This window comes from Sinorhizobium chiapasense (genome assembly GCF_045277575.1).
In the GTDB taxonomy this organism is placed as follows: Bacteria; Pseudomonadota; Alphaproteobacteria; order Rhizobiales; family Rhizobiaceae; genus Ensifer; species Ensifer chiapasense_A.
This window is the reverse complement of the sequence record NZ_CP144206.1, coordinates 1721176-1734600: the sequence shown is the minus strand read 5'-3', so window position 1 is coordinate 1734600 and position 13425 is coordinate 1721176. Positions and strand designations below refer to the sequence as shown.

Here is a 13425-nt window from a genome sequence, read left to right as displayed (position 1 = left end):
TTTCGCATGCCGGCCCGGACGGGCAGAAAACCGGCCTTGGGAGAGGCCGAAGCACGATCAGAGGAGGAGAAAACATGAAGAAAATTGCAGGCATGCTTTGCGTCGCCATGGGGCTGGCGTTTGCCGGCACAGCGGCGCAGGCGCAGGAAATCACCCTGCGTTCGGCGGATATCCACCCGGACGGCTACCCGACGGTCGAGGCCGTCAAATACATGGGGCAATTGCTTTCCGAGCGTAGCAACGGGCGGATCAAGGTCGAGGTCATGAACAATGGCGTGCTCGGCGGCGAGAAGGACACGATCGAGCAGACGCGCTTCGGTGTCATCGACATGAACCGCGTCAACGCGGCGCCCTTCAACAACCTCGTCAAGGAGACGATGGTGCTTGGCATGCCGTTCCTGTTCCGCTCGACCGAGCACATGCACAAGACGGTCGACGGCTCGATTGGCGACGAGGTGCTGGCGGCCTTCGAGCCCCACGGCCTGATCGGTCTCGCCTTCTATGATTCCGGCGCGCGTTCCTTCTACACCACCAAAAAGCCGATCGAGAAACTGGCGGACCTCAAGGGCCTGAAAATCCGCGTGCAACAATCCGATCTCTGGATCGCCATGATGCAGGCCTTCGGTGCCAACCCGACGCCGATGCCGATGGGCGAGGTCTATTCGTCGCTCGAGACCGGTGTCGTCGATGGCGCCGAGAACAATTGGCCGTCCTACGAATCCGCCCGTCATTTCGAGGTCGCCAAGAACTATTCGCTCACCGAACATTCCCTCAATCCGGAAATCCTGGTTATTTCCAAGATGACCTGGGACAAGCTTTCCCCCGAGGATCAGGCCCTGGTTCGTCAGGCGGCCAAGGACTCCGTTGGCAAGATGCGTGAACTCTGGAGCGCGCGCGAGAAGGTCTCGGAAGAGAAGGTTCGTGCCGCCGGCGCAAACGTCATCAAGGTCAACAAGGAGGAGTTTGCCGCCGCGATGGCGCCGGTCTACGACCAGTTCGTCAGCGACCCGAAACTCAAGGACCTTCTCGAGCGGGTGAAGGCGGTCAAGTGACGGCAGATGAAAGGCCGGGTCCGGGAATGGAACCGGCCTTCGCAACTGTCCATAGGATCGCTTTCGCGGAGGAGGAAGAATGATGCGTCGTTTCATGCGGGCGATACGCCCGCTTCTCGGGGCGCTAAGCCGCGCGTCGCTCTATATCGCCGGCACCGGCATGGTCGCCATGACACTGATCGTCGGCTGGCAGGTGTTTGCCCGCTATGTTCTGAACGACTCGCCAAGCTGGTCGGAGCCCTTGTCTCTCCACCTGATGGCCTGGTTCATCATGCTTGGCGCGGCGGTCGGCGTGCGCGAGAGCGTGCATCTCGGCCTCGATGTCATCCGCCACGTGATGAAGCCTTCGGTCCAGCTTGCCATGGATCTGACGAGCCTCGGCCTGATCGTCATCTTCGGGGCATCCATGGCCTATTACGGACTGCTTCTTTGTATCGGCACATGGAGCGCCACCATTCCGGTCCTCGGATGGCCGGGAGGGGTCGACTTTTTTCCGCTCATCGTCGGCGGCTTGATGATTGCCCTCTTCGCTGCCGAGCGCTTCTTTGATCTGGTTCTGGGTGTCGACGTCGCCGCCGATATCGTCGTGCAGGAGATGGCCTGAATGGCTTACACTATTCTCTTCGGGGTCTTCACCCTGCTGATGTTCATCGGCACGCCGATCGCGTTTTGCCTCGGTATCGCTTCCTTCGCCACCGTGCTCTATCTCGGCCTGCCGCCGGTGGTGGTGTTCCAGCAGTTGAATTCCGGCATGAACATCTTCGCCATGATGGCGATCCCGTTTTTCATCTTTGCCGGCGACCTGATGGTGCGCGGCGGCATCGCCAACAGGCTGATCCAGTTTGCCGCCGGCCTCGTCGGGCATCTGCGTGGCGGCCTCGGCCAGGTCAACATCGTGGCCTCGACGCTCTTCGGCGGCATCTCCGGCTCGGCGGTCGCGGATGCTTCGGCCGTCGGAGGCCTTATGATCCCGCAGATGGCAAAGCGCGGCTATGACCGTGACTACGCCGTCAACGTTACCGTCAACGCAGCCATCATCGCCCTGATGGTCCCGCCATCGCACAACATGATCCTTTATTCGATCGCCGCCGGCGGCAATGTCTCGGTCGCCGATCTCTTCACCGCCGGTATCATTCCCGGCCTGCTGCTTGCGCTTTCGCTGATGGTGACCGCCTATGTCGTCGCAAGGCGCAGAGGCTATCCGGCCGAGCCGTTCCCGGGTTTTTCCAGGCTCTTCTACTACCTGCTCGCCTCATTCCCGGGCATCGTACTGATCGGCATCATCTTCGGCGGCGTGCGCTCCGGCGTGTTCACCGCCACCGAAAGCTCCTGCATCGCCGTGCTCTATGCCTTCCTCGTCGCGATGCTGGTCTATCGCGAACTGGATTGGACAGGCTTCGTCGAAGCGGTCATGGGAGCGGTGCGCACCACCGCCATGGTGTTGCTCGTCATCGGAATGGCGGCATCCTTCGGCTGGCTGATGGCCTTCCTGCAGGTGCAGGCGCTGATGATCGGCGCGATCGGTGCGATTTCGGAGAACCCGATCATCGTGCTGCTCGTCATCAACATCATCCTCTTGTTCCTCGGCACCTTCATGGACATGGCGCCGATGGTGATCATCTGCACGCCGGTGCTGCTTCCGGTCGTCAAGGCCTTCGGCATCGACCCGGTGCATTTCGGGGTGGTGATGATCCTGAATGCCGGTATCGGCCTCAACACGCCGCCGGTGGGCACGGTGCTGTTCGTCGGCTGCGCCGTCGGCGGAATTTCCATTCGCGAGGCGATGCGCACGATCTGGCCGTTCTTCGGCGCCAGCATCGCGGTGCTGATGGCCGTCACCTACATCCCGGCGCTGTCGCTCTGGTTGCCGTCGGTCTTCAAGTGAACTGACCGTTCGCGATGTTTCCGGGCTCGGCATTTATGCCGGGCTCGGTCGAGTTTCGGGGTGAGGGCTATGCGTTCCTGTTGGCGGCGATGCACTGGCGTTCCAGGCGCTTGAGGAAAACGCCGATCTCCTTTGCCGCCTGCAGATCGCCCTTCCGCTCGGCGACGGCGCGACCTTCGCGCCAGACCTCAATCGCCTCTTCGAAGCGGCCGAGCCTGTGCAGAATGGCACCACGCAGTTTCCACGCAGCAGAATAGTCCGGGTCGAAGGCGATAGCGCGCTCGACATGGGCAAGCGCGGTATCGAGGTCCGCTTCCTGAAGGCAGATGCTGCCGAGCGTGAAGCGCAGCAGGGCGTCGTCCTTGCCGGCTTCTAAGAGCTTTTCGAGCGCTTGCCGCATTGCTGGCATTCCTCCTACGCGATCGCCGGTTCAGGGCGCAGGCTTGCCTGGGTTGAAGGTCGCGTGCCCGTTGCTCGGCTGCGCCGGCAACGCTCTCGTCCTGTCGAGAGACTGATACCGCCGGCGGCTCCAGATCAAGGGGCCGGCATGGGTGGAAGTCTCGGTTGCGACAATTGTTCCGACGAACAGCATGTGGTCGCCGACCTCGACCGCTGTGCTCAGCACGCAGTCGAGAGCTGCGGCGGCTCCGAGAAGCCTCGGCCGTCCGCTCGGCCAATCAGCCCAGATGCCGACAAGGTAACGCTTGGACGCTTCAATCTTCCCGGCAAAGGCATCCGCGATCAGTTCCTGTCCCTCAGCCAGCATGGCGAGCGAGAAACCCTGCTCTGAGGCGATCCGCATGGCGAGCGGGCTGTCAGCCTTGATCGAAACGACGATTGATGGCGGGTTTGCGGACAGTGAAAAAGTGGCGGTCACGGTTCGGCCAAGACTGTCGGCGCCTTTGCCGGCGCTTGCCACGCAGACGGTGGCAGCGAGATGCGACAGGGTGTCGGCGAACTCCGCTTTCGACACCGCCAGATCGGCGTGGGCGTCGATGTCGACGGAAAACGGAGGTGTCTGGCGCATGGGTCTTGTTCCAACTGAGGATAGCCCGTGGCGGCGGGGAGACGCCACGGGTTTCGCAGAAGCCCAGGCTCAGGCGGGGGCGAGAGGGCTGCCGCAAATTCTCTGACTTGCTGCCTACAGCGCCGCGCGTCTTATCAGACGCGCAAAGGTCGCCGTAGCACTTTGAATTGCCGCATGTCCTTGTCCTTTAGCCGGCTACGATCAAAGGAGACATGCAGTAGAGCTGCTTCCAGCTCCGGGCGATCCTCAGCCGGTCAGGCGGACTTCAATTCCGCTTCGGCAAACTCGTAGTTGGCAAGCTTGTCGAGGAAGTTCGACGCATAGTCCGGCCGGCGGTTGCGGTAGTCGATGTAATAGGCGTGTTCCCAGACATCGAGACCGAGCAGAGCCTTGCCTTCGTTGGTGGCAACAGGGTTGGAGCCGTTGGCGGTCTTCGTCACCTTGAGCTTACCGTCCGGGCCGAGCACGAGCCAGGCCCAGCCAGAGCCGAACTGGCCGGTGGCGGCCGCCTTGAAGGCGTCCTTGAAGCCTTGAACGCTGCCGAAGTCTTCGATGAGCTTCTTTTCGAGCGCACCGGGGATCTGCCCGCCCTTGGGCGAAAGGCTCTTCCAGAACAGGATGTGGTTCCAATGCTGGCCGGCATTGTTGAAGACCGGCGCCAGTTCCGCCTTGCCGTGGCTGTGGCGAATGATCTCCTCGAGCGACAGGCCGGCGAGCGATGCATCCTTCTCGACGAAACCGTTCAGCGCCGTGACATAGGCCTGGTGATGCTTGCCGTGGTGGATCTCGACCGTCTCGGCGCTCATGCCGTTTTCAGCGAGCGCACCGGGTGCATAGGGAAGGGCGGGAAGTTCGAAGGCCATGATCAAATCCTTTGCGGGCGGGGCACTCTCGATGGGTCACTTGTTTGCGGTTGGATGAGAGTGTATTTAGCAAGAGAGTTCTTTGTAAATCTGTGCGCAGGAATATGTCAAGCGATCCCTTGTTAAATCCAGAGAGGAGCAGCGGCCGCACGCCGGGCGAGCGCATCATGCTGGCGCTCAAGCTGCATGGCCCGCAGACGGCGGCGGCTCTCGGAAAGCGTCTGACGATTACGGGCGAGGCCGTGCGCCAGCAGCTTGTCCGTCTTGCCGAGGAAGGTTTGGTTCTATCGTGGTCGGAAGCGAAAGGCGTCGGCCGCCCTTCGCAGTTCTGGGGGCTGACCGCCGCCGGCCATGCTGAGTTTCCCGATACCCATGCGGAGCTTACGGTCCAGCTCTTGAGGACGATCCGCCAGACGCTCGGCGAGGCGGCGATCGAGCGGCTGATCGCGGCGCGGGAGGACGAAACCCGACAGAGCTATGGCGCAGCGATGACGGACAAGAAGCGCCTGCGCGAGCGGGTAGACGAACTGGTGCGGCTGCGGTCGCAGGAAGGCTATATGGCGGCTTGCGAGGATCCTGGCGACGGCACGCTGCTCTTCGTCGAGAACCACTGTCCGATTTGCGCTGCCGCAACGAGCTGCCAGGGCTTCTGCCGGGCGGAATTGAGCGTGTTCCGTGCGGTGCTCGGCCCCGGTGTCGAGGTCGAGCGCGCCGAGCACATTCTCGCCGGCGCGCGGCGCTGCGCCTACGTCGTTAAAATGGCGGATCAAGCCGCCTGATCGGCCGTGGTAAGAGCATGGCGCCGCGCCGGCTGAATGCAGGCGAGGCGCCAGAAGCTGATCCTATTAGCGCGCGCCCATGCGCAGCGCGCCGTCGAGGCGGATGACTTCGCCGTTCAGCATGCGGTTCTCGCAGATATGCTGCACGAGCGCGGCAAACTCGTCGGGTTTACCGAGGCGCTGCGGGAAGGGCACGCTCTTGCCGAGCGAATCCTGTACCTCCTGCGGCATGCCGGCCATCATCGGCGTTTCAAAGATGCCAGGAGCGATGGCGACGACGCGAATGCCGTGGCGCGCAAGTTCGCGGGCGATCGGCAACGTCATCGAGACGACGCCGCCCTTGGAGGCGGCATAGGCCGCTTGGCCGATCTGGCCGTCGAAGGCGGCGACCGATGCGGTGTTGACGATCACGCCCCGCTCGCCGTCGTCGCCGGGCTCTTGCCGCTCGATCGCCTCGGAGGCAAGCCGCAGCATGTTGAAGGTGCCGATCAGGTTGATCGCGACCGCGCGCGAAAAGCTCTCCAGCCGGTGCGGCCCGTCGCGGCCGAGCACCTTTTCGCCGGGCGCAATCCCGGCACAGTTTACCAGCCCATGGAGATGACCAAAGCGGTCCAAGGCCGCTGCAACGGTGGCGGCGGCATCCGTCTCGTTGGTGACATCCGTCTTCTGGAAGAGGGCGTTGCTGCCGAGCTCTTCGGCCATTTGCTGACCGGCCTCGGCGTTGACGTCGGCAAGAACCACACGGGCGCCTTCGCCATGCAGCCGCCGCGCGACGGCTGCGCCAAGGCCCGAACCGCCGCCGGTCACGATAAAGACTTTTCCATCGATCAGCATCTGAGGCTCCTCCCGTACCGGATCGTGTCGATAGGACATGGACATAGCCTTGCGGCGGCATGAAGCCAAGGGCGGCTGGTGCGGCGATGTGCCCGTTCCCGGTTTATGTTCCCCGCCTTCCGCAAGCCGTGTCTAGAAGTCTGCCACCAGATGCGGTTCGTGTTCGGGTCCCAAGCGGGGCTGGGCGCCGAGGAAGGAACCGGCTCGACTGATGATCTCCCGGACGACGGGCGTCGCCATGTGCGCCGCCTGACGGCCACCTCTCTCGCCGGTCAGCGGCGCATCCTGACGCGGACTCTAGCGTCGCGCGATCGGTGTTGTCTCGATGATCTTGATGCCGACGGCGTTACTGGATTCGTCATAGACGATCTCGCCTCGGCCGATGATCATACCGTTGACCTTGAGTTCGACCGGTTCGCCGAAATTGCGGTCGAGATGGATCGTGTCTTCAGGATGGAGTTTTGAAATCTGGGAAACCGTCAGCCTGGCGCGCCCGATGACAGCTTCGATCGCCAGGGGAATGCCCTGGACCGCACGCTCGCTCATCACCGAGCGGCTCTCAAGCGCAGGGCTCTCGTCGAGTTCGACCAGCTCATTCTGTAGCTTCTTGTTAATCATTCTGCACCATCCAAAGCACTGATTCACGACTCTTTAACAAAGAGTTGCGCCAGTTCGCCCTGGGTGGCAACCGTGGCTAAATGGGGGTTCTTCCTGCCTCGTCTGCGAGCGTTAACAAACGGTTAAAATCCACAACGCCCGGCCGGAAGAAGCCCTCAAAGCGTCACTGCGTTCCAGTTTCCGTCCCGTTTTTGGAAACCGATCATGCGCCGGCCGTTCGGCAACTTGTCGCCGAGTCGCACGACGTAGACGTAGCCTTCGTAAACCATCAGCCCCTGATCACCGTTGCTGTAGAGAATCTCGAAGCTTGGCGGTTTGTGCGGGGAAGCGCCTGCATCTGTCGGCGCCCCCGACGGATCGATCGCGGCGATTTCCGCGGGAACGCTTTGCGGGCCAACGAGATAGTATAGCGACGACGCAAGGGCGGCGGCGCAGAGGAGGGCGCCGACCAGTGATGGCGCCAGGCGCAGCTTGAAACGTGTTGGCGTCGGCTGGGGTATGACAACACTCAAGTTCGTTTTCCCGATTCGATCAAAATCTTCCATCGGAACCGTTCGCACACGGCATCTTCGAACAGCCATTACAGACAACGCTGCTCGGTAGATGGCCCGATCTGCTTCGTGGAACCGTTCCCTGCTTCAATCCGAGAAGATGACGTCCTCCCAGAATCAACAGCATGCCCATTCGCCGATATCAGCGACATATGGTTCCGGTCGTTTCCACACCTTTTGGGTGTCGCGAATACCGGCCCCGCTTCGCCTTCAAGTAGGGCCGGTATAGAGTATTGCCAGGCGGATATGCGGACAGCTTTAGGCTGCTTCGGGCTTGGTGGCGCGAAGGAGCCGCAGCCATGGGGCCAGGTGAAAGACGCTCATCAAGAGGTACATCACGGTCATCCCGCCGATCTGCAGCCCCGGCTCGCCGACGCATAACATCTGCCCGACGTCGGCGCCCCATGCGCCGGTCGAAATCGCCATGAGCGCGAAGGTCGGCGACGCCGCGAGGGCGAGCCCATCGGCCGCCCTCCGCGCTGCGGTCCGGTGGAGTTCTCGCGCGCCGGCAGGGAGGCTGGCACTCATCGCACCGAGCTCGCGTCCTGGTTTCGCATCGCTGCCTCGCCGGCGTCCGAGACCTCGACCCAGCGCCGATCGGGCGCGGCGCCTTCGACGTAGCTGTCGTTCCAGTTCCACCACTTGTAGGTCGGGGTCTGGGGATAGCCTTCGGGGGAGTCCTCCCAGACCTCCTGTCGGCCAAGCGGCGTGATGTCGAGATAGTTCCAGGTGCCGCCCATCTGTTCGTCGCCGCGGTTGTTGATGAAATAGGTCCGGAACAGCCGGTCGCCGTCGCGGAAGAACACGTTGTGTCCGTGCCACTCGTCGACGCCGAAATCGAGGTCGAAGTTGTCGGTGATGGTGTACCAGGGCATTGTCCAGCCCATGCGCGCCTTCAGCCTGGCGATATCCGCCTGCGGCGCCCGCGAAACGAAGACCAGGGTAGTGTCACGGGCGTTGAGATGGGAAAGGTGGGCAACCTGATCCGCGACCATCGAGCAACCACGACAGGCGTGCTCGGGCCAGCCATAGACACCCGGCTCATAAAAGGCGCGGTAGACGATCAACTGGTGCCGACCGGCGAAGAGATCGAGGAGGCTCGCCTTGCCTTCCGGGCCCTCGAAGACATATTCCTTCGTAACCGCCGTCCACGGCATGCGTCGGCGCTCGGCGGCGAGCGCGTCGCGAGCGCGTGTATGGGCCTTTTCCTTTACGAGCAGGTTCTGGCGTGCCGCTTCCCAGGCGTGCGCAGAGACTACCTCCGGCTTTTGCATGGCCGGCTGGTCGGCCCCCTGCCCATTCTCGACTGTCTTGATCATGGCTTTCAATCTCCTCGTTTGAGACGAAACCTGCGTCGTGCGGCGAGAGCGCCGGGATGCAGGTCATCGCGCGTCATCGAGGGTAGTTTGGCACCGCGGATCAAATGTCGGGAGTAACAACTGTGACGGTATTAAATCGGGCGACGCGATGGGGGCGTGTAAACCGGCGATCTTTCCGTCCTAGAGCCCGGCCTGCCGAATCTCGCTGGCGAAGAAATCGGTGAAGGCCTTCACCTTCGGCAGCAGCAATCGATTGGTTGGATAGACGACATAGATGCCGCGCTCAGCGAGCCTGTGCTGCGGCAGGATCCGTATGAGCTTGCCTTGGGAAAGCAGCGGGTTGGCGATGAAGGACGGTAAGGCGCCGATACCGACGCCGGCCTGGATCATCTCGCTCAGCATCAGGCTGTTGTCGACGACGAAACGGGCCGACAGTTCGATGCTCGCCGCGCCGTCGGGGCCTTCCACGATCCAGCTTCCAGGCCGATCGGCGAGTCGGTAGCTGAGGCAATCGTGGTTCTTGAGATCGCTGGTGCTTGTTGGCGCGCCTCTCGCCGACAGATAGGCAGGCGCGGCGCAGATGATCTGTTCGACCTCGCCGAGCCGCTTGGCAATCAGGGATGAATCCGCAAGCGCGGCGCGCACGCGGATCGAGACATCGAACCCCTCCGAGACGACGTCGAGCACATGATCGTCGAGCGTCATGTCGACCTTCAACTGCGGATACAGCGCCATGAAGCGGGCCAGCATCGGCGCGAGCACCGTAAGTCCGAAGGAAAGGGGCGCATTGATCCGTAGCCGGCCATTGATCTCACCGGCCTCGCCCGACGTCGAACGCTCCAGATGGTCGAGTTCGTCGAGAAGCCTACAGCATTCGGCGAAGTAGCCACGCCCCGTCTCCGAGAGACTCATGCGCCGGGTGGTGCGCAGAATGAGCACGGTGCCGAGGCGTTCCTCCAGTTGCCGGACCTGCTTGCTGATCGACGCGTTCGACTGTCCGAGCTCTTCGGCCGCCCTGTTGAAGCTTTGAAGCTCGACGACGCGCCGAAACGCGCGCATGGCCGCCAATAGATCCATAATTTCTCCAGCGTAAAATATCAATTCTTCCTATCGCTGATTATTCGCAATGCGGCCAGCAATAAGGTGAGCTCAGCTTCCTGATGTTCAGGCAATGCAGAAGAAGGAGTTCATCATGTTCGAAATCGCAACGCTCAGCCGCACGGTGGCGGTCTCTCTGGTTACCGGATTGCTGGGGAGTGCGGCCTTCGCGCAGGACGTCGGCAAAAGCCCCTGGGGGCCGAAGGACGAGATCGGACGTCTCAATCTGATCACGCCCGCCTCGCGTGCTGCGATCCTGTCGCGCATCGAGGGCGCCAAGTCCTACGATCTTGCCGTGGAGTATTTCATCGGCATGCCGAGCTGGGAGGCGGCCGGCGATCCGCCATACCAGATGTGGATGACCCACACCCCGCACGGCACGACGGTTTCGGACCCGATGAAGGTCGGCAAGGAGATGAACCAGCACGTCAGCTACTCCGGTTCGGCCGTTTCGATGTACGCACATATGGGTACGCATATCGATGCGCTGAATCACTTCGGCCTGAACGGCAAGATCTGGAACGGTTATGCGGCGGCCGACCACCTCGGAGACCAGGGCTGGACCGTCACCGGCGCGGAGAAATTGCCGCCGATCGTTGCACGTGGTGTCTTGATCGATGTCGCGGCGGCCAACGGCATGCAGATGCTGCCGGAGAATTACCGCATCACCCGCGAGGATCTGCAGGAGGCGCTTGATAGCCAGGGCGTCAAGCTCCAGGAAGGCGACGTGGCGCTGATCCGCACGGGGCGCATGCAGCACTATGAAGACAAGCACGCCTATATGAGCAATCCGCCCGGGCTGAGCATCGACGCGGCGAAGTTCCTGATCGAAGACGGTGGCGCCATGGTCGTCGGTGCCGACAATTTGAGCTTCGAAGCGTTTCCGGCCGAAACCGAAGACAACTACATTCCGGTTCACACCTATCTGCTGGCCCAACAGGGCGCTCCGATCATCGAGCTCATCAATCTCGAAGAACTGTCGAAGGACCGGATCTACGAGTTTGCCTTTGTCGGCGCGTCGCTCAAGTTCCGCGGGGCCGATGCAGCACCGATCCGCCCTGTCGCTTTCCCGCTGCGCTGAGCCTCTTCCTCAGCGGCCTTGGCTGAAAGCAGAGCGGCCAAGGATCAAGCGACGAATACGCCGCGATACTTCCGCGGCGTATTCGCTTGTCGTCGGGGCGATCTGATCGCGACGGGTCCTGCCCCGATGGGCGGCATCGACTTTGAATGCGATGGCCCGAACCGACATCGGATGCGCGAAGGTTCCATGGCAATCCGCATGGGTGCTGCACTACTAGTCGATGGCGGCGGGCGTCTCCGCTTCGGCACGGCCCCGCAGTGGCTTCTCCGGCATGAGATGGAACATCACGAGCGAGATCACCATCGCCGCGGCGCAGGCGGCGAAAATATAGCCGAACGGCATTGCCGAGGTGGCCGTGGCGCTGATCGTTTGTATGGCCTCACCGCCGAGCGGCAGGCCATTGCCGAGGGCGATGGCGCCAAGTATCGCGACACCAAGAGCGCCGCCAAGCGATCGCAGGAAGGTCAGGACCCCGGTCGCGACACCGAGATGCGCCTGATCGACGGCGTTTTGCACGGAAATGGTCGCAACCGGAAAGGTCATGCCCGAGCCGAAGCCCGCGCCCGAGGTCAGCAGGACCAGCAGCGACAAGGATGTTCGCCCGGCCAGAGCCGCGAGCGCAGCCAGGCAGAGAAAGCTGAGGGCGCTGCCGACGAGTGCCATCCTCTTGTAGTGGGCAAGGCGCGGTATCGTCCGCGCGCTGGTCGTTGCTCCGAACACGGTGCCCAGCAAGAGCCCGAGCATGATCAATCCCGAGCCATCGGCGGAGAGGCCATGGAACGACTGCGCATAAACCGGGAGATAGACCGAGACGCCGACATTGGCGCCCTGCGCCAGAAACATCGCCAAAGTTCCGTAGCGCACGATCGGATTGCCGAGCACTTCCAGCGAGATCAGCGGCTCGGTCACGCGCCGAAGGCGCAAGGCGAACGCGCCCCAAAGGAGCGCCGAACACCCAAGCAAGCCGACTATGGCCGGCGACAACCATGCGTAACGGCTGCCGCCCCAATTCAGCGCCAGCAACAAAAGCGCCGTTGCCGCGACGAGCAATGTGGCGCCAGCCCCATCGATCCGGTGCGCTCGGGTTATGAGCGGCAGCTTCTTCAATGGATTGTTGATGATCGCCAAGGCCGCAAGGCCGAGCGGAATGTTGATCCAGAAAATCAGCGACCAGTGGAGATGCTCGGCGAAAGTGCCGCCCAGCAGCGGCCCGGCGATACTTGCGACCGCCCATGTTCCGGATATCCAGGCGGCGTAGCGGGCGCGCTCGCGTGGCGGAACGAGGTCGCCGATCACCGTTTGCGAGAGGGCAAAGAGACCGCCGCCGCCGAGGCCCTGGACCGCGCGGCCGATGATCAGCGTCAGCATGTCCGGCGCCAGCGCGCTGACCAGAGACCCCGCGAGGAAGATGATCACGGCGGCGAAGATCGTCGGACGTCGCCCGTGGATATCGGAGATCTTGCCGTAAAGGGGAGCCATGGCCGTCGCAGTCAACAGATATGCCGTCACGACCCATGGCAGATAGTCGCTGTGTCCAAGTGCTTTGCCAATTGTCGGCATCGCCGGCGCCACGATCGTCTGGTCGAGCGCGGCCAGAAGCATCGCAAGCAGCACTCCCCCGATGATGACGTTCTTCTCCGGTTCCGAGAGAGCGGGCACCGTCGCGGCCGTTTCATTCGGGTGACGTATCTCATTCATGCTGGCGATCCGATGCAGTCATTTCCACTTTGCCGGGAAGCATTCAGAGAGGTTGGACGTGCGATAGTCAACCGTGCGAGCGATCGCATCTGCGCTGCCGGCGGTGGTCGGCGTGACGGCGCTCGACGTGGTCGAACGTGATGGCCTGGTCGAACAGGCGCTCGCGCACGGCGCGCGGCTGCGCGACGGTCTCCTGTCGCTACAACAGAGGTTCGAATGTTGTCGGCGATATCAGGGGACGCGGCCTAGAAGTCATCGCCGATCGGCAGACGAAGGCTCCGGGCTTCGAGCTGGGTGCCAAAGTCATGGAGGAGGCAATGCGGCGCGGTCTCAGCATGAAACATCGTCAAGCTTCCGGGAATGGGGGGCGTCTTTCGCATCGCCCCGCCGCTGACGGACGCGGCCGTCATTCTGTTGTCGTTGACGTGGCGCGCATCGCCGTTAAATACGCTTCGGGTGGCGGCTGGACCCGATTCTTCCGGATGCATAACTTCCCGATTATGATTTTGGCCCCATATTTCATTTTTACATCACCGTTTGGCATGGCAAGTTGATGCCTATCAAATCAACGGGGTTTGCGAGGACGATGCCGGTTCGGGAGCGATCGGCATCTCAGGGAG

Annotated in this window: 15 protein-coding genes and 1 pseudogene; 6 read left to right on the top strand and 10 right to left on the bottom strand. The window is 62.3% G+C overall.

The genetic code is table 11. The features are described 5' to 3' along the window. Positions 1-74 precede the first annotated feature (74 nt). From QM996_RS26830 to QM996_RS26820, 3 genes are all read left to right on the top strand, one after another. A complete protein-coding gene (locus QM996_RS26830; protein ID WP_334196934.1) occupies positions 75-1052 on the top strand; it encodes a TRAP transporter substrate-binding protein in 978 nt (325 codons plus the stop codon). A gap of 82 nt (positions 1053-1134) precedes the next feature. Next, a complete protein-coding gene (locus QM996_RS26825) occupies positions 1135-1656 on the top strand; it encodes a TRAP transporter small permease (protein WP_334196933.1) in 522 nt (173 codons plus the stop codon). Next, positions 1657-2937 carry a TRAP transporter large permease gene (locus QM996_RS26820; RefSeq protein WP_334196932.1) on the top strand — a complete coding sequence of 427 codons (1281 nt, stop codon included), beginning with the start codon at positions 1657-1659 and terminating at the stop codon, positions 2935-2937. Positions 2938-3004: 67 nt separating this feature from the next. Here QM996_RS26820 and QM996_RS26815 read toward each other — a convergent pair whose 3' ends face one another. The 3 genes from QM996_RS26815 to QM996_RS26805 all read right to left on the bottom strand — a co-directional run bounded on the left by QM996_RS26815 (position 3005) and on the right by QM996_RS26805 (position 4827). Next, positions 3005-3337 (bottom strand): tetratricopeptide repeat protein, encoded by a 333-nt coding sequence (locus tag QM996_RS26815; protein WP_334196931.1) that lies wholly within the window; start codon positions 3335-3337, stop codon positions 3005-3007. 30 nt (positions 3338-3367) lie between these two features. Next, entirely contained in the window at positions 3368-3964 is a 597-nt protein-coding gene (locus QM996_RS26810) for a flavin reductase family protein (protein WP_334196930.1), read from the bottom strand. 254 nt (positions 3965-4218) lie between these two features. Further along, positions 4219-4827: a superoxide dismutase gene (locus QM996_RS26805; protein WP_334196929.1), complete on the bottom strand. Its 609-nt coding sequence runs from the start codon at positions 4825-4827 to the stop codon at positions 4219-4221. A gap of 167 nt (positions 4828-4994) precedes the next feature. Between QM996_RS26805 and QM996_RS26800 the strand changes: the two genes are divergently transcribed. Continuing rightward, the gene (locus tag QM996_RS26800) at positions 4995-5606 is read left to right on the top strand and encodes a helix-turn-helix transcriptional regulator (protein ID WP_334196928.1); all 612 of its coding nucleotides are present in this window, start codon (positions 4995-4997) and stop codon (positions 5604-5606) included. 66 nt (positions 5607-5672) lie between these two features. Here QM996_RS26800 and QM996_RS26795 read toward each other — a convergent pair whose 3' ends face one another. The 6 genes from QM996_RS26795 to QM996_RS26770 form a co-directional block, all read right to left on the bottom strand. Beyond that, positions 5673-6440, bottom strand: a complete 768-nt coding sequence (locus QM996_RS26795) for a 3-hydroxyacyl-CoA dehydrogenase (protein ID WP_334196927.1) — start codon at positions 6438-6440, stop codon at positions 5673-5675. A gap of 297 nt (positions 6441-6737) precedes the next feature. Then, positions 6738-7058, bottom strand: coding sequence for a FliM/FliN family flagellar motor switch protein (locus tag QM996_RS26790; RefSeq protein WP_334196926.1), 321 nt, complete (start codon positions 7056-7058; stop codon positions 6738-6740). A 155-nt stretch (positions 7059-7213) separates the two neighbouring features. Then, positions 7214-7603, bottom strand: a complete 390-nt coding sequence (locus QM996_RS26785) for a hypothetical protein (protein ID WP_500270401.1) — start codon at positions 7601-7603, stop codon at positions 7214-7216. A gap of 264 nt (positions 7604-7867) precedes the next feature. After that, positions 7868-8137, bottom strand: a complete 270-nt coding sequence (locus tag QM996_RS26780; protein WP_334196924.1) for a hypothetical protein — start codon at positions 8135-8137, stop codon at positions 7868-7870. Beyond that, complete coding sequence (locus tag QM996_RS26775; RefSeq protein WP_334196923.1) at positions 8134-8928, bottom strand: DUF899 domain-containing protein; 795 nt, start codon at positions 8926-8928, stop codon at positions 8134-8136. Before QM996_RS26775 ends, QM996_RS26780 begins: the two co-directional genes overlap by 4 nt. 180 nt (positions 8929-9108) lie before the next feature. Continuing rightward, a complete protein-coding gene (locus QM996_RS26770; protein WP_334196922.1) occupies positions 9109-10005 on the bottom strand; it encodes a LysR family transcriptional regulator in 897 nt (298 codons plus the stop codon). 115 nt (positions 10006-10120) lie between these two features. On the opposite strand from QM996_RS26770, the gene QM996_RS26765 reads away from it, so the two are divergent. Then, complete coding sequence (locus tag QM996_RS26765; RefSeq protein WP_334196921.1) at positions 10121-11107, top strand: cyclase family protein; 987 nt, start codon at positions 10121-10123, stop codon at positions 11105-11107. Between the two features lie 213 nt (positions 11108-11320). Here QM996_RS26765 and QM996_RS26760 read toward each other — a convergent pair whose 3' ends face one another. Further along, positions 11321-12805: an MFS transporter gene (locus QM996_RS26760; RefSeq protein ID WP_334196920.1), complete on the bottom strand. Its 1485-nt coding sequence runs from the start codon at positions 12803-12805 to the stop codon at positions 11321-11323. 82 nt (positions 12806-12887) lie between these two features. Here QM996_RS26760 and QM996_RS26755 point away from each other — a divergent pair. After that, positions 12888-13309, top strand: a pseudogene (locus QM996_RS26755) (aminotransferase class III-fold pyridoxal phosphate-dependent enzyme); the annotation flags it as partial. Positions 13310-13425: the final 116 nt, after the last annotated feature.